Raw genomic sequence first — 20,600 nt, 5'->3', positions numbered from 1 at the left:
ATAGTAACAATCATAATAAAATATTCAATGTTGGATTTTAAAAATGATGAATAAAATTCCATATTCAAGCTACCAAGGTAGCTCAAAGACATTAAGCCAGAAAGGCGACGCGGTTGAATTTATCCAACCTTGGTACACGCCAATCTCAACAACCCCAGAAAATACGGGGATGGCAGTGGGAGGTATTGGCAATACGTTCACTCTGACCCCTAATGGTGATACACCGAACTTTAGTTTTATTCCCGGTATTTTTATTGACTGTTCGGAAAATGACATTCACTTTAATGACTTTTACGCTTCTGTGATGTCTCCTACAGGGTTGGATTGCTTAGAAATAATTGATATTGAAAAGTTAAAAACTTTTTTAAATTATTTTCCGGCAAGGTTCGATGGGGAAAATGTCGATTTCTCTCAAGATGTTGATGTTATTTCAATGATTAAGTCATCATTGATTAATCGACAGTTTTACCCAGAAAATAAAGAGGCGTTCACACGTTGGAATGTAGAGTTTTCGAGTAAAACACAACTGTTTATCAATGAGGATCCAAGCTCATTCAGTACCCAAATTCACGCTGCGTTAGATTTCTTCAATGGTTTACTGATCAATAACACCACAAATGCACGCGCGTTAACGGTAGGCAGTAAGTCAGAGATAGCATCGGTTGATGGTGAGCAGGTTCGTTACCAAGCACTGTATCCAATGTCTGAATATCAATACGACTGCTTTGACGATGTGAAGATCAGCCGTAAAGTGGTTTCCCCACTGGTGAAAGAGGACAAAAAACTCTGTTCACTGCCGCTACACTGGAACCATTTTGAGCTGAAAAACCGTTCTGATAAAACGCAGATTGTCACACTGGTTCAGCCTCTCGCCAACCTTATCGGCTCTACCTATAAAAAAGGTCGAGATGGCATTCAGGACTCAGCGTGTACATTGACTCAAAATGCCATTGCTCAGCGTCACGAAGCGGTAACGTTTGAACATGATAACACCCAATTCACGGGAGTCTGTTTAGCGAGTGATTCACCTTATCAAAGTGATATTGAAGGTCAGGTGATTTATGGTGTGCAGGCAGATAAAGCGCAAGTAGAATCGGGCAAAGTGTGCGTATCTACTAAGTCTTCAATTTACACGACAAAAGTGCAAGACCAAGTGACTCGAGCACTTTACAGCGGTCGTGTAAATGACGAGTTCGCAAAAGGCATCTACAGTGGCCGTGAGCCATTAAGCGCGGTTGTTACCGTACAAGTCGAGCTTGAACCGGGTGAGTCAACAGAAATACGATTTGCTCAAGTGATGGATCACAGCAAGATTTCACTGAACGGTTGGGAGTCTAAAAAAGCGTATACGCAGTTCTTTTCAGAAGAAGAGAAAGCCAAAGCGATTCTAGATGAGTGTTTACCTCAGTTAGCCGCTATCGAGCAGCGTATCATTGAGCAGCAACAAGCGCTTATTACGGACACTGCTAAAAAGATTTCTGATGCTGATACCACACTTCGATTTGCGACAATGGCAATGAATACCTTGTCGTTTTTATCGGAATCAACCGTGTGGGATTGCCAAGATAAGTTTCTAGTGAAAGAGTGTGTGGATTACCCGTTCTTTAATTCACTCGATGTCTATTTCTACGGTTCGTTCTCTCTGCTTTATCTTCTGCCTGAGCTTGATGGCTGTGTGATGAAAGAGTTCGCTAAGGCGATTCTTGCTGAAGATGATACGGTGCGCCGCTACTGGGAATACGAAGATCAGCCGAATGCAGAGTTGTGCGATGAGAAGTATCAAGGGACCCGAGCTATTCGAGGTGCAGTTATTCATGATTTAGGCAGTCCATACGACATTCAGCCTGATGCGTACAGTTGGCATAATGTAAAAGAGTGGAAAGACCTAGCGCCGAAGTACATTCTAATGGTTCTGCGTCACTACAAACACAGCAACGATTTGTCGGTTGTTGAGTCTTGCTGGCCTGCAGTAAAAGAGAGCATTGAGTTCTTATCTAGCTTGGTTGAAGAAGGGGATACATTGCCCTTAACACGAGGCACTGATGATACGTTTGATAACTTATCGTCACACGGCATCTCTATTTATTGTGCAAGCCTTTGGTCTGCGGGTCTAAAAGCGGCCAATGAATTGGCATTGTTGATGGGTGAGAAAGAGCTCGCTCAAGGCTACCTAACTCGCTCAGAGCAAGCGTTGGAAACCGTTGAGCAAAGTTTGTGGGATGAGCAAGCGGGCTATTACCATTTCTACGTAACGCCTATTCAAGCGAAGCACCTTACTGGTCACAGCTATGAAGCGTTAGAGAGCTTAGGTTTAACATTAACGGGCAATGCGATTGATGATAAGAATCTGTTAAACGATTACTTAAATCAAACTGACAGTAGCAGTTCACTAAGTAAAGTCGAACAGCGTTTATTCAACAAGCAGCAACTTTCTGAAGTTGCGCCAGATGCATTTACGGATGCGTACCAAGCCCTGCTACTCGATTCAGATAACAGCTTTGGCGATGCATTACTTGCTGATAGTTACCTTAAGTTGATTGGCATGGATGGACTGTTCCCACAAGAGCGTGTTGAACGTGCACTTGATTTTGTTTACGAGCAAAACTTCCTGAAAAACAGTCCTAAGTTAGGTGTTGCGAACATGACGCTAGCGAACGGCGCACCGCATGAGGCGTTCCAAGCTCAAGATGTATGGATTGGCGTTCAGTTCAGTGTGGCCACCGCGTTAAACTTGGCCGGTAAGCATGAGCAAGCTAAAAACTTGATGAATACTGTTTATACCGCGCTTTACCAGTACGCGAAGATCCCATTTGCAGCGCCAGAAGGGTTTAACTGCTCGGTTGCAGTCGACGTTTTAAGTCTAACAGAGGCATTCTCTATCGATGCTGAGGTGGCAGACGCTTGGCTTGAAGGGTTGAAATCAGCGAACTGCCTGTTAAGTGATGGTCGCGTGAATCCAGATTTGACGACCGATAGCGATGCGTTTAGCGCTGCCGTTGGCTCCTTTATTGAACATTCACAGCAGCGTCAATTGCATAAGTTCCTACTGAGTACCGGCTTAAAATACACAGCGGGTCGATATTTCAGACCGGGCATGATCTTCGCGTATCTTTACAAGTAAAGGCGCTATAATCGCCATATGAACGTTTACTTGCGCTTATTTAGTGTAAGTAAACACAAGCTCTATTGAAATCCGTTATACTGAAAATTGGTTAAATTGGAACCAGTTAACCGAATGGCTTTCCATAAAGATCCCGTTTTGTCGATTCGTTGATTGAATTCATGAAGTTCATGAGTAATCTGCGTCTCTTGCTTGCTAAAATGAGGTGTATATACATGACAAAAAAGACCAAGACACCGACTGTTTATGATGTTGCTAAACTTGCTGGAGTTTCGCCTAGTACAGTATCGCGCTTTTTAAATCGCACAACGTATGTGTCTGATGACAAGAGCCAGAATATTGAACAAGCGATAAAAACGATAGGGTATAAACCCAGTTATCCTGTGCAACAGAAGAGTAATCGTCGTTCTATGACGATTGGTGTTTTGATTCAACATCCGGATAGTCCCTATACCAGCCGTATCTTAAACGATATGGAAAAAACGTTGATCGCTCAGGGGTATTCATTGGTTATCGCAACGGGGCACTGGCAAAGTAAACTAGAGATGCATGCTTTAGAGTACTTAACCAAAAATAATGTCGATGCGGTTATCATCGTCACCGGAAATTTAAAATCAGAGCTAATTTTTAAAACGGCTGAATCGATTCCTGTTGTGACAGTAGGCTATGATCTTGAAGGGAAGAATATTCGCAGTCTTAATCTAGACAATACCTTAGGGGGTTATATAGCGACGTTGCATTTGCTTCAGCAAGGTCATGTCAATATTGCTCATATAAAGGGGTTGGCAAGCCAACCAGATTCAGGGGCTCGATTTGAGGGCTATAAAAGAGCGTTATCTGAGTCAGAAATAAAGGTGAACCCTAAGCTTGTGAAGCAAGGGGATTTTGGTAGTGCGACAGGGTATGAAAAGACCATTGAACTACTGGAATCGAAGGTACACTTTTCGGCAATATTTGCCGCGAATGACCAAACGGCTTACGGTGCGATAAAAGCGCTGACAGATAACGGCTACAAGGTGCCTGAGGATGTGTCTGTGATTGGTTTTGATGACTTACCTGAGTCTAAATATTTCACACCGGCATTAACCACACTACGTCAGCCAATTGAAGAGATTGGGGCTGTGTGTGCTGAGTCGGTATTAAACCTTCTTTCAGGTGACAGGCACGAAGCGCGACTTCCACCGATTGATCTTATCGTAAGGCAATCAACCAAATCGATTTATCGTTAATGTCGTTTTGAACGCTTGATAAGCCGGTATATGAATACTGCGGGGGCTTTATTTAGAGACTGACTTAACAGCGTTACTTGAATAAGAATAATGGCCAATCACATTGTGTTTGGCCATTTGTTTAGGTGGGCGCTCATCGTCCTGTTTTAGATCAGACGTATGTAAAGCTTATTGACAGTAGGCGTTTAGCTTACCGGCTTCTGTGATCGCTTTGTCCCATGCAAATTCATTGTTATCGCTGACATAGTAATAAATCACATCATTTGGCAGCATAACGAATTGGATACCGCCGTAACCTGACATATAAGGCACGTAGGTTTCGCAGCCTGGCGCGACGGTTTTCTGCTTCGCCCAGACACTGTTGCTGTAGTACTTATTGTCACTGCGAACATCCAGCGGTGGTGACGTTGGGTCGTTAAACAGGGCAATTTCCAGCTCACTAGGGTCAAGCATCTGTTGTCCGTTAATGGCGCCTCGGTCGATAGATGTAAATTTAACGACCTTCACAATATCATCTCGTAAATACGTTAATCCGTATCCACCAAATGGCATCGCTTCTGAGTCATAAGTACGGCGCGTATCTTTTGTCCCTTCATCTACGTTAAGTGGTGTCCAGATGTCATTTACAATGATGTCATCAAAGATATCCGCCTGATTGCCACGTTGAGACTTGATGTAGTTTTGCGCGGCAACGGTTGCGATGTAAGTATCCGTGGTGTGATAGTTAAAGAACGTCCCCGGTGTAGCCTTACGTGGATAGCGGCTTAATGAGTAATCAAGCTTACCTGCATGATCAAGCACTAAGAAGAACCCGGTATCGTTAGCGGTTGAATATTCGTCACTCAAGTAACCTGACGAAAGGCGGTAGTTACCCGTTGCCATATCAATCGCATTATTCGGAGTTACATCCGCCCAATCACCTTCAGGATCGTTCCCTGCTTGAGGGATATGATCAGTCAGTTGACTGTCCATGTAACCGGGATACAAGGTTTCTAAACGCATTGACGCTGTACCTGCTAATGCTGTTTTTGCGGTTGAGTAAGAAGGAACTCTTAATCGGTCACAGTATGGATGCGTACCTTGTCTTGTTTCACATCCCCCTGAGTAGTGAACCCCATTGTAGTAAACCCCAAAGACGGACATATGATCCGGTGATACTTCGCTAGAGTGACCGAAGTTAGCCGCGTCTACTCCTGAGCTTGGGTAGTCTGTGGCAAGTTCGCTGATTGGACGCATTTCGATTTTGCTGGATTCGTACGTCTGGTGGGCCTGTTTAATCTGTAAGCTGTTGGTAACGGTTTGCTGTGTGTATTGCGCATCGACACTTCCCCACATATCAAATTGGTAGTAAAGACAAGTTTCAGCGGCTATTTGGTATGAAACCTGACTAATAGATTGATTATTAAACGTAAAACTCATGACACCATTGTGAACACAGTTGGAATTTTTTTGCATGATTGAAAACGGCAGAGCAGCGCGAGAATCGCCGTTGTCTGAGTTCTCTTTCCACACACGTCCTGGTTCTAAAATGTACTCCCAATATGGGTGCGAACTTAATTGGATACCTCGTTGTACTGGGATTAAGTGCGTCCCGCTTTGTACAAACTCAAAGTCGAAGTCTGGAATGTGTTTGCGAGGATCATCCGCATTGGATGTGTAACGGTAGGTATCTTTGTGCTCTGTAAACTGGCCGATACCCGCTGTTGCTGGCGAACTTAATTGAATCCGACCTTCGAGCTGATGCTCGGGTTGCGCCGCTTCGCTTGGAACCGCAACGGCGGACATTTGTGTCAGGTACGTGATTGGGTTATTGCTGTTGAGCTCTTGGTGGGTTAATTCCGTTCTAGAGACGTTTCCGCTTCCATATAGAGGTTGGTAGTTCTCTACGTAACCATCGCCTTGATCGGCCACGCCATTGCCTGATAGTGATACTAGAGCACTTGCATTGTTAGGGTCGTTACTAGAAATGGTTAAGCTGCTGCTGTGTGCGCCTGAAAAAGTAGGGGAAAAAGAGAGGGTCAGTGCGCAAGATTGGTTTTGGCTTAACGTAGCGTTAGAACAGTTATCTTGGGAGAGTGTGAAATCACCGTTTGGTCCAGAGACTGTGCTAATGGCCAAATCTTGTGTTCCAGTACTGGTCACGGTAACGACTTGACTTACGCTGCTATCAACGAGAATTGAACCGAAACTCGCTGAGCTGACGACATCAATACTAGGTTGTGGCGTTGATGGTTGTCCATCACCAGTGACGAGCACGTCTTCAACATAGCAGTGATCAGCCCCACCGGTTGCTGCTCGGAAACGTAATGTCAGTGATGTCGCGTCTGAAATACTACTTGAGGTAAACACAAAATTACCATCGTCTTGACCATTTCCTAATGACGAAAGCTGTGTGAAGCTGGCACTCCCATTAAGTGCGTATTCGGCATAACAGTAATCGGCACTTTCAAGCAGTCTCGATGCCATATAAAAACTGACAGAAAGGTTCGAATGAGCAGAGGTGTCTATCTGTTTGCTTATCTGCCCAGTCTCTTTAAGGTAGGCCGACAAACCATCAAGAATAATGCTGCTATTGGTAGCAACATTTCCACTGCTTTGCCAGTTTGATAGCCCAGAATTGAAGTTGTCTTCAAAAAGGGATTCCGCACTGGCGGGCACGATCATTATTCCACTGATCAGCAATGGAATATAAGTTGAGACTTTCATCTTTATTTCTCCATTTTATTGAGCTGAGACTGCTGTCATTTAAGTCTGTTGAGCGGTATTTTAAATAATTAAGACTTGCATAACCTTCAGGTGTAGAGCTCCCCTTCACATGAGTAAAGTGTTTATAAGGGGAGCGGTAACTTTTTGTGTAAGTGACTATTCTTACGGTATTTCTGTTGTTATATTTTTGAGCTTTGTCTCTTTGTATTTTTTTGGAACATGTGTTGATAAGGTAAATTCCCTCCTGATTTGCGTCAGTTCATCATTTTATTGGGCAGCCACAGAATGGTTTCTGGAAACGCCATACAGATGACGAGTACAAGAAATTGAACCAGAATAAACGGAGTAACTGAGCGGTAGATGTCCATCATGGTAACGCCTTTTGGCGCAATTCCTTTTAGATAAAACAGCGCGAAACCGTACGGGGGGGTTTGTACGGCAATGACAATATTTAATATCATCAATACACCAAACCAAATAGGGTCGTAGCCAAGCATAACCGCAACAGGTGTAAATATTGGCGCGCACATTAGTACAATAATGAACTCATCAATAATAAAGCCCAGCAACAGCATGATAACTTGGAACATGATGATGATCATGATAGGTGGAAGATCCAGTCCAGTCGCGAATTGAGCCACCATGTTTTGTACGCCCATTAGAAGATGGAAGTTACTGAATATTGACGCACCAAGAATAATCCACATGGCTACACTGACGAGAAGCGCGGTTTGTACGCCAGCTTTGTGCATCATTTGTGGTTTGAAGCGCTTAAATAAAATAGCCAGAATGATGGCACCAACCACGCCGATTGCACCTGATTCTGTAGGGGTTGCGATGCCCATAATGATGCTGCCCAATACCGCGACAATCAACAGTAATGATGATGCGCCATCACGAATAGTATTAAATTTTTCTAGCCCGCTAGGCACCTCAATGTCGTTCTCTTCATCACGAGGCGCTCTGCTTGGTTTCAACTTACAAGAGATCACCACGTAAGCAATAAGCAATGTAATGGTGATTAAAGCTGGGCCAAGCGCCCCTAGGAACATTCGACCCACTGAATTTTGAGTCGCCGAGGCAAACATAATCATCGGGATACTGGGTGGAATAAGAATACCTAATGATCCCCCCGCCATGATGACGCCAAGCGCAAGTTTTTTATCATACCCTCGGTCAAGCATGGGCTTTAAAGCGATGCTGCTTGAAGTCATGATCCCTGCACCGATAATACCGACCATTGCACCAATCATAGAACATACACCGATTACGCTGATCGCCAACGAACCGCGAACACGGCCTATCATCAACTGGCTTGCGTTAAACATGGCATCACCAATGCCAGAGCGTGTAAGCAGTTGACCCATGTAGATATAGAGAGGAATAGCAAGGAGAATGAAGCTAAAGAAGGTTGATTCAACCGTGGTAGGAATGATATTAAACAGCGTATCTCCCCAGGTTAGGTAGCCAATGCCCATGGCAATTCCCGCAAGCGCAAGACCTACTTGAGCACCCAACGCGAACGCGACTAAAATGCACGCCAATAAGACCATTGTTAGTGTTTCAATTCCCATGTTCGCTCCCTACAGATATATTGATCGATTTAGCGTGTGTTTCTGATTTTTCATCGTTATTCGTGGTTACCTGATTGACACGCTTAGTATCGGCATTATCGGGTTGATTTTGTGCGGCATGTTCTTCTTTGTAGACATCAGGGAGCAGCTCTCGGCCTGTGATTAATGCGAAGCAATGATTGATGAATTGAACGCTGTATTCAGCGATGAAGATAACGCCAGAGACGCTGATCATTAACCAGAAATGGTGGACACTTGGTGCCCATTCTGATTGACGTTTGAATCCGTATTCAACGGTTTCTAAGAATTTTTCAAAGCAGACTTTTGTCATAACGACTAAAAAGCCGACCGCTAGAATGATGGTAATGAGGCTAAAAATTCGCTTCACAATAAGAGGAACGTGAAGGTAAAGGACATCAACGTTGATATGAGATTTCTTCTGTTGTGCGTACGCGCCACCAAGCGCTGAAATATAGCCGAATAAAAACAGAGATGTGTCGTAAGCCCAAATCGTAGGCGCATCGAGGAAGTATCGAGCCAATACTTCATAGGCCACAATTCCTGCAAGTAATGGGATTAAAAATGAGACGCTTCGTCCTATCGCCCAAACTACGTATCGAACACCTCGACAATAACTCACTAATAGCGTTTCTAGCTTGCCTACCTTTGAGGTTGACGTACCGTCTTTCGATTCTTGGTTAACCCTTGAAGAGTCTAGCATCCTGCCTCCAAAAAAGAGGTGAGCATAACGCTCACCTAATCTTTACTGTTGAATTAAAGCTGTTGTAGCTGTTCGATTAGCTGCTTCGAATATTTGTCTTGGTCTGAATATTCTTTTGCTAATGTTTTGCCAGCATTTGTCCAGGCTTCAATGTCAGCTGCCGTTGGTTCTGGGCTCCATTTCAGACCTTTCTCTTCCATTTGAGAGACGGCTTGAGATTCCCATAGGATAGACTTTGTCATTTGTTGCTGAGCGTGAACGGTTGTCGCCGCACTTACAATCGCTTGAAGATCTTTTGGTAGCTTGTTGTACTCTTTGCTGTTGACAACGATAGGCAATACTTGTGCACCTGCTAACGGCAATTTGTACATGTATTTCGCTACTTCAACGTGGTTACCATCGCGGTGGTCAATCATATTTGAACCGATTGAACCGTCAATAACGCCCGTTGCTAAAGAAGTGTAGATTTCACTCCAAGATAGAGACACAGGAGAGGCACCTAGATTACGTAGGAATTTACCGTAAGCACCCGGAGCTCGTATTTTCAGACCTTTAAAGTCTTCAATCGACTTAATCTCTTTCTTAGTAATGATGTAAACCGGAGGCTGAATGTAAGGTGCTAGCCAAGTCATGCCTTGTGAGCCATAAGCTTGTGTTAGCGTGTCTGCCCAGCCTTGTTCGTGGAAAAGAGTGGATAATTTACCAACATCAGAAGTACCACCTGGAAGGCCAATCTCAACCACACCAGCAGGAAGCTCACCCGCATGCATGGACTGGAAAGGTGCGCCCATTGTGACAAGTCCAGATTTCACTGCAGAAAGGATGCCACTGGTTCCAACACCTTCACCGGAGTAAAGCACTTGTACTTGAATTCGTCCATCTGACATGACTTCGATGTTTTTTGCGAGATTTTCATATACTTCACCATACGCCGTTCCTCGGCCATATAGATTAGCAAAGCGCCAGTTGTATTCAGCAGCGTAAGAGAGGCTTGAAGCAACAACTGATGATACCCCGATAGCAGCTGCCAATAACCCGCTTAATAGTTTATTTCCTTTCATCTTAGACATTTAATTGCCCTCTTCCTTTTTTATAATTGATGTCGCATAACAGGTAATGTTAAGCAAATGTTTCATTTATCAATATAGAGAGAGTTAAAAGAGGGTGTTAGAACCAGATGGGAACTTCAGATGGTACCAGCCAAAAATTCCTTGGTACCATCGTTACATCGCAACTGGTTCTTAGTGATTTAAACAAGCTGACTTATGCTTTTTATAACATCCAGTATCAATGGAGCCTCTAAAAATGGACCAGATTGTAAATAAGTTGTTACTAAGTAAGCTGTGTACTGAAGGTGATAACTCAATTGCTGTATATAACCCAGCTGATGATTCTGTCATTGGTTATATACCTTCTTTATCAAGTTCTGAAATCTATCAAAAGATCGAGCAGTCAAAAGCGGCGCAGCAGAAGTGGCAAGGTAAAACCGCTTCGGAGCGCAGCGCTGTGCTGCAACGGTGGTATCAGCTAGTACTAGAAAATGCGGATGATCTTGCTCGTATTATGACGATGGAGCAGGGTAAGCCTTTAGCTGAGGCAAAAGGAGAGGTGATGTATGGTGCCTCCTTTATCCAGTGGTTTGCTGAAGAAGCGAAACGTACCTATGGGGAAACCATTCCTACACCGGTTGCAAGCCGTCGCTTAATGACGATTAAGCAGCCTGTCGGAGTTACGGCGGCCATTACGCCGTGGAATTTTCCGATAGCGATGATTACCCGTAAAGCGGCACCCGCTCTCGCAGCTGGCTGTAGTTGTTTAGTTAAGCCTGCCAACCAAACTCCGCTTTCCGCGTATGCGATTGCTGAACTAGCGTACCAAGCGGGTTTACCTCAAGAGTTACTGGTGGTGATCAATAATCATTCATCGGTTGTGGTCGGTGATATTTTTTGTAATCACGAAGATATTAAAAAGCTCTCATTTACAGGGTCTACCGAAGTTGGGCGCACACTAATAAAGCTCACTGCGGACACGGTGAAGCGAACGTCAATGGAACTGGGTGGCAATGCACCATTTATTGTATTTGAAGATGCCGATCTTGATGCAGCCGTTGCAGGTGCGGTGGCTTCCAAATTTAGGAATGCAGGACAAACCTGCGTGTGTGCAAACCGATTTTATGTCCATGATTCGATTTATGATCAGTTTGTCGACAAATTCATCACCGCCGTTAGCCATTTAAAAATCGGCAATGGGCTTGATGAGGGCGTCTCGATAGGCCCACTGATTGATAAAAAATCGAAAACAAATGTTTTGCATCTCATCGATCAAGCTCGTGCCCAAGGCGCACAGTTACGTTTTGGTGGAGAAAGCTTAGCGGGCTGTTTCATGCAGCCTACGATATTAAGCGAAGTGACTCAGGATATGAGCATTGTCAGCCAAGAAATCTTTGGCCCGATTGCGCCAGTGCTTCGCTTTAATGATGTTGATGATTTGATAGAAAAAGCTAATGACACCATTTACGGGCTAGCCAGTTATTTCTATACCCAAGATCTAAATCGTGCATTTAAAGTGGCTGAAGCCCTTGAATACGGCATGGTCGGTATTAATGAGGGCATTATTTCAACAGAAGTGGCGCCGTTTGGTGGGGTTAAGCAATCTGGTTTTGGGCGTGAAGGGGCAAAGCAGGGTATTGAAGAGTACTTGAGCACCAAATATCTGTGTATTGGCGGTATGTAGATTGTTGGTATGTAAACAACCATTGGCGATAGAAGTGGTTAATTATCGTAAGTTGAAGAGAACGAATCAGTGCATGATTGAATTGAACGATCATGCTCAGAGATAGAGAAAGGATTGATGAATATGAGCAATATTGAGTGGCAACAGAGAAAAGAGAAAGTCATCGCAAGAGGAATGGGTAATCTTGCCCCTATTTATGCTAAATCTGCATCGAACGCCACAGTGACCGATGTTGAGGGCAATGATTATATCGATTTTGCTGCGGGTATTGCTGTAACCAATACTGGGCATTCTCACCCTAAGATCATAGAAGCAGTGAAAGCGCAGCTAGATAACTTTAGTCACACTTGCGCGATGGTGACGCCATACCCAAGTTTTGTTGAACTGGCTGAAAAGCTGGTGGATCTAGCGCCGGGGAATGAAGAGAAGAAAGCGATATTTCTAACCACGGGGGCAGAAGCGGTTGAAAATTCGATAAAAGTGGCACGTGCTCATACTAAGCGAAGTGGTGTTATTGCGTTTAAAGGTGGCTTCCATGGCCGAACTAATATGTGCATGGGGTTAACTGGAAAAGTTGCGCCTTATAAAGCGGGCTTTGGTCCTTTTCCTAATGAAATTTACCATGCGCCTTTTCCAAATCAATATCATGGTATAAGCAGCGCGCAGAGCTTATCTGCATTGAACGATCTGTTCGCGAGTACGATTGAACCCAGTCGAGTTGCCGCCATTATTTTTGAACCGATTCAAGGTGAAGGCGGTTTTTATCCTGCGCCAAAAGAATGGGCACAACAAGTACGTAACTTGTGTGATCAGCACGGTATTGTATTGATTTGTGATGAAATCCAAACGGGTTTCGCACGTACCGGAACAATGTTTGCCTCAGAGCAATTGGAGATCACCCCTGATCTTACGACGATGGCGAAAGGAATCGCGGGCGGTTTTCCTATTTCAGCAGTGATTGGTAAAGCAGAAGTGATGGACGCTGCTAATCCAGGTGGCTTAGGTGGTACCTATGCAGGGTCGCCGTTAGCGTGTGTAGCGGGGCTTGCTGTTCTCGATATTATCGAACAAGAGAGTTTATGTCGTCGAGCGAATGAAGTGGGCGGTGAATTTAAGCGCAGGCTAGAACAGATGCAATCGGACATCGCGGCGATTGGTGACATTCGTCAAATTGGTGCGATGATCGCAATGGAGCTCAATGATCCGGTTACGGGAGCACCACTTGTTGACGCGACTAAATCACTCGTACAAGCGGCTGCTAAGAATGGCCTAATTTTATTGTCATGTGGTGTTAATGCCAATGTCATTCGATTTTTACCACCTTTAACCATTGATCAAGAGAGTATTAGTCAAGGATTGCAGATCGTAAATAACGAGCTACAGAAATTAGTCGTCTAGCTAATATTTCCTTTTTATATTCATAAAGATACATAGTAACGCTTAGTGGCCCCGAAAGTTGTAGGGTGAACACTAAGCGTTTCTTATTTGTGAGATCTTAATCTCAGATATTAACAATTCCTTAACCAATACTGTTGGAACATCATTTAGCTTCGAGGAAGTATGTTAGAGAAGTATATCCATATTGATCCCAACCATAGTTTGTCGCTTCAAGATCAAATTAAAACCAGTATCACACAAGCGATTGTCAGTGGATTTCTCGATAGAAGTGTCCCCGTCACCTCTTCACGTAAACTCGCGATGAGTCTAAAGGTTTCGAGAAATACCGTGCTAAGGGTATACGATCAGCTCAATGAAGAAGGCTTTTTCATATCAAAGGAGAGAAAAGGGTACTTCATCAACCCCGATTTTATATTAAGCCTGCCGAAGGTTTCTTTGAGTACAAGCTCAGAGTTTAATTGGGACGATTATCTAAAAACGGATACCGTGAGCTACGAGCAAGTGGCGCAACAAGGTGGAAATTACCCCTATCGCTTTATTCATGGGATGGTCGATGAGACGATATTTCCCGTTGCTGAGTGGCGAAAATGTGCGATTCAATCGCTTAATAAAGCCAATAGTCGGCAGTGGACATCCACCAGTGATGATTATGATGACCTGATAGAGCAAATCCGTACTCGAGTCTTACCAAGGCGTGGGATCTTTGCTAAATCGGAAGAGATCATGGTGACGATGGGCAGCCAGCAGAGCCTTCACCTGATTAGCCGTTTATTGACTTCCTCAGACTCAACGGTTGGAATTGAGAACCCTGGATACCCTGAAGCGTATGCTCAATTTAGTGCGAAGCAGCCTAAAATTGTGCCCCTGAATATCGACTCTAGTGGCTTGGTTATCGATGAAAAGCTCGCTCAATGTGATGTTGTGTATACAACGCCGAGTAATCAATTTCCAACGACAGTTCGTATGCCAACTGAGCGGCGCAAAGAGCTGATTGAGAGCGCGAAGGAGAACGATTTTCTTATTGTTGAAGATGACTTCGAGCATGAAGTTAATTTCATTGAAGAAGATATATTGGCTCTTAAAGGCGAATACGCAACCGAGCGTGTTATCTATCTGTCTAGTTTTTCATCAACCATCGCTCCAGGTTTAAGGATTGGGTTTATTGTCGCCGCGGCGCCATTAATTGAGCGCGCGAAGTTGTTACAGCGGAAAAGTCATACCTACCCACCGAAAAATAATTGTCAGACGTTGGCCTTGTTTATCAGCCTTGGCTACTACGATGCGCTAATCCAGAAATTGCTGAAAAGTTTTCGTAGTAAATGGCTAACAATGGAAAAAGCGTTGAATTACTACTTTCCCCAATCAGGTGTAATTCCCTCTTTGGCTGGTACCGCTTTTTGGGTGAATTACACAGAAGGGTTTGATGCTATAAAGCTGGCTCGTTTAGCTGAAGACAAAGGGATACTGATCAACTCTGGGGAACAGTACTATTTTATTGATCACTGCATTAACGGCTTTAGGCTTAGCTTCAACTCTATTGATGAGGTAAAAATTCGAGAAGGGGTCCGTCAACTCTCCTTGTTAGCAAAGCAAATTTTGCCACTCGAGCGTTTAGAGCAGAGTAAAGGTGTACATTTAAAAGGCAAGAATATTCGTGAAGTGCTAACGAATCATGTGTTACTCACCAGCGATTGTTTTAATATCCCTTATCGGATCACTTTTCAAATTGATGGTCGGATGCACGGAATATCTGATCGCCCTAACGACGTTGATGAAGGTTACTGGTGGGTAGAAGATGATCGTTTGTATTATCAATGGAAAACATGGCAGTTTGCCGACATCAGAGCGTTGTCGTTGGTTCAAGATGGGCAATATTTAAGTCGATTTGATGATGATGGGTACTGCGTTAGCCGAGGGAAATTGCTCAGCATATAAAACAAAGACTTATATCTTAATTGGATATAGTGATAAATAAATCATTAGCACCTTGTTGTGATTCGTTAGCACTAACTTATCATTCTGCTTAATTAGATAGCTATCTTTGACCATACTTACATCTTGTTCTGCGTATAAATGGTGTAATTATGTGTGCAATTCGATTGGCAATTTACTTCTTTTTGTCTCTCCTCATCGTCTCATGTGGAGGTGGAGGAAGTGGCGGATCAGCTAGCTCACAAAACTCTGCCAGTGTTTCGTTTTCTGTCTCAGACGCTCCAGTAGACTCTGCCCAAGAGGTGATGATTGCCTTTGAGCAAATCGAGTTGGTCGTCGATGACGATAACTCGGCCATCATTGATGTCAATGATGGTCAAAATGACTATGTTCAAGTCAACCTTCTTGATTACCAAGGTACCGACGCCCTGCTTATCGTATCGGATGAATCGATTCCCGTGGGCCGCTATGAAAATTTGATTCTTCATATCAGTGATGAGAGCGGCGTTAATTATGTTCTAAATAACAATGCCCAACATGAACTGAAACAGCCAAGTAATAAGCTCAAATTAGGTGAGTTTGAAGTTACAACAGAGGCTGTGCAGAGCTTCACGATCGAGTTTGACCTAAGAATGTCATTGGTACTAAGGGGCAACCAAGGTAACAATAATGGTTATATTCTCAAACCTCATGGTGTCAGCATTGTTGGTAATGACGAAGCAGTTTCACTCAGCGGCACTGTTGAGACTAATCTATTTGATGAAGGGACCTGTGATGGCGATGACACCTCTATGGTGTATCTATATGAAGGTAGCGGATTAGATAGCACGTTACTGATTGATCTTGTAGACACTGATGATGAAGAGTTCAGTGGCGATCCTGTGATTCCTGATGGCAGTATTGAACCTGTCGCGTCGGCTGAAGTCGGTGAGAGCGGTACGTATCAGTTTGGCTATCTAACGGCTGGCGAGTATACAGTGGCATTTGCCTGTGATGGTGAAGAAGATGACTCCATTGAATACGATCCTGAAATCATCATACCGATGGCTCCAACGGTAGATTACCCTGATGATAAATACGCAGAAGTGACGTTAGTTCAAGGTGTTGAAGGCGTAGTGAATTTCTTAAATTAGGAAAGGTCAGCATTTTGAGTAATGAAAACCCAAGTGTATTTTACTTGGGTTTTCTTTTAGGTATGAGGTTTAGCACTAGGTTAAGAGGCGCCTTTTTTATCGGTTTTTTTCATTTTATACATATTATGATCCGCAATAGAGATCAATTGACTGATTTCCATAGTGTCGTCTGGGTAACTGCTTGTACCGACACTGCATCCTAAGCGAACATTGTAGCCACCTTCGAGCTGAATAGTTTCTTCAAAACACGCTTCTATTTGGCTGATTATATTGTGAATATCGTCAGGAAGATTTGATCTTAAAATAATGGCAAATTCATCACCGCCCATACGGTAAGCTTTGTATTGATCGATTAAAATCATGTTAGTCAGTCGCCAAGCAATCTGAGAAAGCGCTTCATCCCCCGCCTGATGCCCAAAGCTATCATTGACAGATTTAAAGCCATTAAGATCGAGGAGAAACAGTGTGAAAGCTGATTCTTTTCTGCTTTCTTCTAAGGACTCAAATAAGGAGAATCGATTTGGAATGCCGGTCAAGGTGTCAGTGTAGGCTAGCTTTTTGTGTTGCTTCGACTCTTTATAAAAAATATAACTCACGAGGGCAATACAGCTAAATAACAACATCATCAGTAGATATTGAATATACGCAAGCTGTTGAGCTTGTTCGATTCTTTTCTTATGGAGAGGGTTCTTTAAACGATAATTTTCATTTATAAACGTCACCATCTCGTTATAGATAAGATCAAAATCTCGATTGACTGCACTTAAACGCTCAATGTCAGTGGCTTGCTCAAGGTGTTCTTCAACCTTTTTAAAGCGTGAAAAAAGTAATTCAAAGAACGCTTGAGCCCCTTTAAGTGCCATGAATTGATGAGATTCTTGATTATATAGAAGAATATCGAATCGGCTCCAGGTCAATTCGTATTTCAGCCACGTTCTCTCGAACTCTTTTTCCCCTTCGAGCATATAGGGAGAGACAGACCGTAGTTCTGAGAACTCTTTCATGAGTTGGAATAAGAACCAGGTGGCTTGATTTTGTTGATTGGTATAAGACTTTGTTAAATCACGAGTCGAGGACAAAAGATAAAAGTTAGCGATGATCAATATGATTGAAAGTACAATCAGTAATGTCTTTGATCTAGATAGAAAAGTCTTCATATGATATCAGATACTCACTTACATCAGCTAAGGGTTAGAGTGAATGATAACTTCGTCAATTTGCCATACCATTTGAGTATAAAAAACATCATTACCAATCTCTGGATACTTATCGACATTAAAGACCAACCAATACGGCCCTTTATTTCGTACTTTCATTTTTTTTTCATCAATCATGTACGCAATAATCGGCTCATACTTCAAAATGTCATTGATATTTGATGTCGCCGCATAATCATTAAGTGCAATAAAAGAGACGGCACTAATAGAGCTCGTTTCCTTATCTAAGTAACTCATTAAATCGGTTACCCGCATTCCTTTGTATGATTTAGGTTCTTTATACCAAGGTAGTTTAGTGGTGAATGAATTAGCAGGAATTTCTTGGCTAATTTGATCGTAAGAGAGTGTTATGGAGCTATCATCAGCTAAACGGATGACAAGTGGTGTTGCTTGAGAAGAAAAGCTTAATAGGAGAAGAATCGAGAAAATCCATTTCATTCGACAGACCTCAAATAGGTTAGCTAAATCCAGACGTTATATGAGTCAAGAATAGAGTAAAAACTAACGTTAAGTATAAGGGATACTGTTGAGTTTTACATCAAATAGTAATGAATTCCTCATGAGTACGCGGTCTTGTTATGCATACTCATGAGTTGGATCTGTTTTTAGTTGTAAAAAAGCCTCGGCTTAGCGAGGCTTTCTATCTCAATGTTCAGTGTGGTTACTGCTCATCGTATTTGCTATCGCCAGCCTTTAAAAAATAAGGTGAGCAACACCCGCAATCACTGGCAAAGTAATCAGGGTACGTAGAATAAAGATAATGAACAGTTCTAAAATGTTCACTGGAATACGGCTACCAAGTAGTAGAGCACCCACTTCAGACATGTAAATCAGCTGTGTAACAGACATTGCCGCAATAACAAAACGCGTCATTTCATTATCAATAGAAGCCGCTAGAATTGCAGGGATAAACATATCAGCAAACCCCACCACAATGGTTTGTGATGCTTGTACTGCTTCTGGGATACCCAGTAATTCAAGGAATGGGATAAATGGCATTCCAAGAATGGTGAATACAGAGGTGTACTCAGCAATAACGAGTGCAATCGTACCTAAGCCCATAACAACTGGAAGTACACCGAATACCATATCAATGGCGTTCTTTACACCATCACCGAAGACTGATTTCAACGATGTCACTTGGCCTGCTTTGTTACGTGCTTGCTCAAGGCCCCAAGAAAGAGTTGTGTGGCCTGCTGGAATGACATCAGCATCTTCTTCACGCTTAGTTCCATCAATAAACGTGTCTTTTTTACGGCTCAGTGGCGGCAATCTTGGAATGATAATCGCAGCAACAAGGCCTGCTAAACACACGGCGCCGTAGAATGGCAAGAACAGGTGTTCTAGCTCTACTTGAGCGATAATGACAAGACTGAAAGTAATCGACACTGCTGAGAATGTAGTACCCACAACGGCGGCTTCACGTTGAGTGTAGAACTTATTCTCGTACTGTTTGCTCGTAAGTAATATACCCACGCTACCGTCACCAAGCCAAGATGTCATACAATCAATTGCGCTACGGCCTGGAAGGTTAAAGACAGGGCGCATTACTTTACTTAGAAGCGTGCCGAACAGTTCCAATAAACCGAAGTTAAGTAGTAGAGGAAGTAGCAAACCTGCAAAAATGAAGACAGAAAATAGAGAAGGCAACAGTCCTTCTAAAACCAATCCACCAGTATTTTCTTCCCAAATAGCCATTGGCCCAATTTGGAAATAGGTAAGTGTCACAGCAATACCACCGATCACTCTTACGGCTAGCCAAAGTGGTGATGGGCTGAATAGTCCGTGTAGGAAAGCGTTATTTTTTACCGGTGCCGGTTGATAAACCTTATAAACCAGAGAAGAGACCGACATAAATGCAATGATTGCAACGATGATGGACACTAATGATTCACCAAATAGAGCTTGGATTGATTTGGCCAATACAGCGACAGGAATGGTTAAACCACCGTCATAGCTAATTGGAGCCATAAATAAGAACAGGCCGATTAGCGATGGGATGAAAAACATCCAGAAATTACCTTTGCTCTTCGGCGTTTCGATTGATTGAGTTTGATTTTGCATTTTTCTACTCGTGCTACTACTAGTCAAATTTTGCCAATATCCGTGGCTAAAAATGTCTAAACATCCATATTCGTTTATTGGTGATAAGAATATCCACATCTCACACCCATTGCAAGATTATTCATTAATATTCGTTAAGTATTCAGTTTCTTTTGTTGTTGAATGGGATGATACATGAGTTATGTATCGCTAGTGTAAATAATGTTGGTTTTTTGTGTTGTCCATTGCTTGTGGCAACATACTGAGGTGAGTCCAGTTACGTATGTTTTTTACTTTGTCTGAGTCGATATTGAATATAGTCAGTCAAAATGCTCAATTTGACAGTCAAATTTTACCCAACCTTGCTTTCGTTGTTCATAAACAGAAAAGCTAGGAGGCGGAAAGTCATGGTCGGTGAACACACCAATGGGGACGACGATGGAATCAGGAGAGTTGCTGAGTTTTATTAGCATTGTCGTGCTACACCGTGGGCAAAAGTGATAGCTAACTTGGTTGCCCGAATCAGCAATACGCGAATACTGAGTCAGCTCTCCGTTGTAAGAGATTTGATCAGCGAGAAATCGAGCTTGTACACCAAAGACACTGCCTGTTCGTTTTTGGCACTCAAAGCAGTGGCAAATAGCAGAGCGAACGGGTTCTCCTCGGCATACCAAGTTGACCAAACCACAGCTACAATCGGCGATATGAATTGACGGTTTACTTACCATGCGTTTACCTCAACCTCTAAATAGTCACAGAAATTGTGATAGTTTATTGTTGAGTATAGAATATG

At 43.1% G+C, this 20,600-nt stretch carries 14 protein-coding genes; 6 read left to right on the top strand and 8 right to left on the bottom strand.

Annotated features, from left to right (window positions below; translation table 11 throughout):
* Positions 1-43 precede the first annotated feature (43 nt).
* Together KP803_RS12220 and KP803_RS12215 are read left to right on the top strand one after the other, a co-directional pair.
* Positions 44-3,121 carry a GH116 family glycosyl hydrolase gene (locus KP803_RS12220; RefSeq protein ID WP_248009119.1) on the top strand — a complete coding sequence of 1,026 codons (3,078 nt, stop codon included), beginning with the start codon at positions 44-46 and terminating at the stop codon, positions 3,119-3,121.
* 215 nt (positions 3,122-3,336) lie between these two features.
* Complete coding sequence (locus KP803_RS12215) at positions 3,337-4,350, top strand: LacI family DNA-binding transcriptional regulator (RefSeq protein WP_248009118.1); 1,014 nt, start codon at positions 3,337-3,339, stop codon at positions 4,348-4,350.
* A gap of 168 nt (positions 4,351-4,518) precedes the next feature.
* Here KP803_RS12215 and KP803_RS12210 read toward each other — a convergent pair whose 3' ends face one another.
* From KP803_RS12210 to KP803_RS12195, 4 genes are all read right to left on the bottom strand, one after another.
* Complete coding sequence (locus KP803_RS12210) at positions 4,519-7,056, bottom strand: choice-of-anchor D domain-containing protein (protein ID WP_248009117.1); 2,538 nt, start codon at positions 7,054-7,056, stop codon at positions 4,519-4,521.
* Positions 7,057-7,310: 254 nt separating this feature from the next.
* Positions 7,311-8,630, bottom strand: a complete 1,320-nt coding sequence (locus KP803_RS12205; RefSeq protein ID WP_248009116.1) for a TRAP transporter large permease — start codon at positions 8,628-8,630, stop codon at positions 7,311-7,313.
* Complete coding sequence (locus KP803_RS12200; RefSeq protein WP_248009115.1) at positions 8,620-9,351, bottom strand: TRAP transporter small permease subunit; 732 nt, start codon at positions 9,349-9,351, stop codon at positions 8,620-8,622. The genes KP803_RS12205 and KP803_RS12200 overlap by 11 nt, the downstream gene beginning before the upstream one ends.
* A 53-nt stretch (positions 9,352-9,404) precedes the next feature.
* Positions 9,405-10,421: a TRAP transporter substrate-binding protein gene (locus KP803_RS12195; protein WP_248009114.1), complete on the bottom strand. Its 1,017-nt coding sequence runs from the start codon at positions 10,419-10,421 to the stop codon at positions 9,405-9,407.
* A 235-nt stretch (positions 10,422-10,656) separates the two neighbouring features.
* Here KP803_RS12195 and KP803_RS12190 point away from each other — a divergent pair, with 235 nt between their 5' ends.
* The 4 genes from KP803_RS12190 (at position 10,657) to KP803_RS12175 (ending at position 16,547) form a co-directional block, all read left to right on the top strand.
* On the top strand, positions 10,657-12,084 hold the full coding sequence (locus tag KP803_RS12190; RefSeq protein WP_248009113.1) for an NAD-dependent succinate-semialdehyde dehydrogenase: 1,428 nt from the start codon (positions 10,657-10,659) through the stop codon (positions 12,082-12,084).
* Positions 12,085-12,207: 123 nt separating this feature from the next.
* Positions 12,208-13,482: a 4-aminobutyrate--2-oxoglutarate transaminase gene (gene gabT, locus KP803_RS12185; RefSeq protein WP_248009112.1), complete on the top strand. Its 1,275-nt coding sequence runs from the start codon at positions 12,208-12,210 to the stop codon at positions 13,480-13,482.
* A gap of 162 nt (positions 13,483-13,644) precedes the next feature.
* Positions 13,645-15,417, top strand: a complete 1,773-nt coding sequence (locus KP803_RS12180; RefSeq protein ID WP_248009111.1) for an aminotransferase-like domain-containing protein — start codon at positions 13,645-13,647, stop codon at positions 15,415-15,417.
* Between the two features lie 149 nt (positions 15,418-15,566).
* Positions 15,567-16,547 carry a DUF4382 domain-containing protein gene (locus KP803_RS12175; RefSeq protein ID WP_248009110.1) on the top strand — a complete coding sequence of 327 codons (981 nt, stop codon included), beginning with the start codon at positions 15,567-15,569 and terminating at the stop codon, positions 16,545-16,547.
* Positions 16,548-16,627: 80 nt separating this feature from the next.
* Here the strand turns inward: KP803_RS12175 and KP803_RS12170 are convergent, their stop codons facing one another.
* The 4 genes from KP803_RS12170 to KP803_RS12155 all read right to left on the bottom strand — a co-directional run bounded on the left by KP803_RS12170 (position 16,628) and on the right by KP803_RS12155 (position 20,535).
* On the bottom strand, positions 16,628-17,704 hold the full coding sequence (locus tag KP803_RS12170; RefSeq protein ID WP_248009109.1) for a GGDEF domain-containing protein: 1,077 nt from the start codon (positions 17,702-17,704) through the stop codon (positions 16,628-16,630).
* 27 nt (positions 17,705-17,731) lie between these two features.
* On the bottom strand, positions 17,732-18,202 hold the full coding sequence (locus KP803_RS12165; RefSeq protein WP_248009108.1) for a putative pterin-binding protein: 471 nt from the start codon (positions 18,200-18,202) through the stop codon (positions 17,732-17,734).
* Positions 18,203-18,457: 255 nt separating this feature from the next.
* A complete protein-coding gene (locus KP803_RS12160) occupies positions 18,458-19,828 on the bottom strand; it encodes a YjiH family protein (RefSeq protein WP_248009107.1) in 1,371 nt (456 codons plus the stop codon).
* A gap of 299 nt (positions 19,829-20,127) precedes the next feature.
* Positions 20,128-20,535 (bottom strand): GFA family protein, encoded by a 408-nt coding sequence (locus tag KP803_RS12155; protein ID WP_248009106.1) that lies wholly within the window; start codon positions 20,533-20,535, stop codon positions 20,128-20,130.
* Positions 20,536-20,600 lie beyond the last annotated feature (65 nt).

This window comes from Vibrio amylolyticus (assembly GCF_023145695.1).
Classification (GTDB): Bacteria; Pseudomonadota; Gammaproteobacteria; order Enterobacterales; family Vibrionaceae; genus Vibrio; species Vibrio amylolyticus.
The sequence above is the reverse complement of the archived record's forward strand: the minus strand, read 5'-3'. Positions and strand labels throughout refer to the sequence as shown.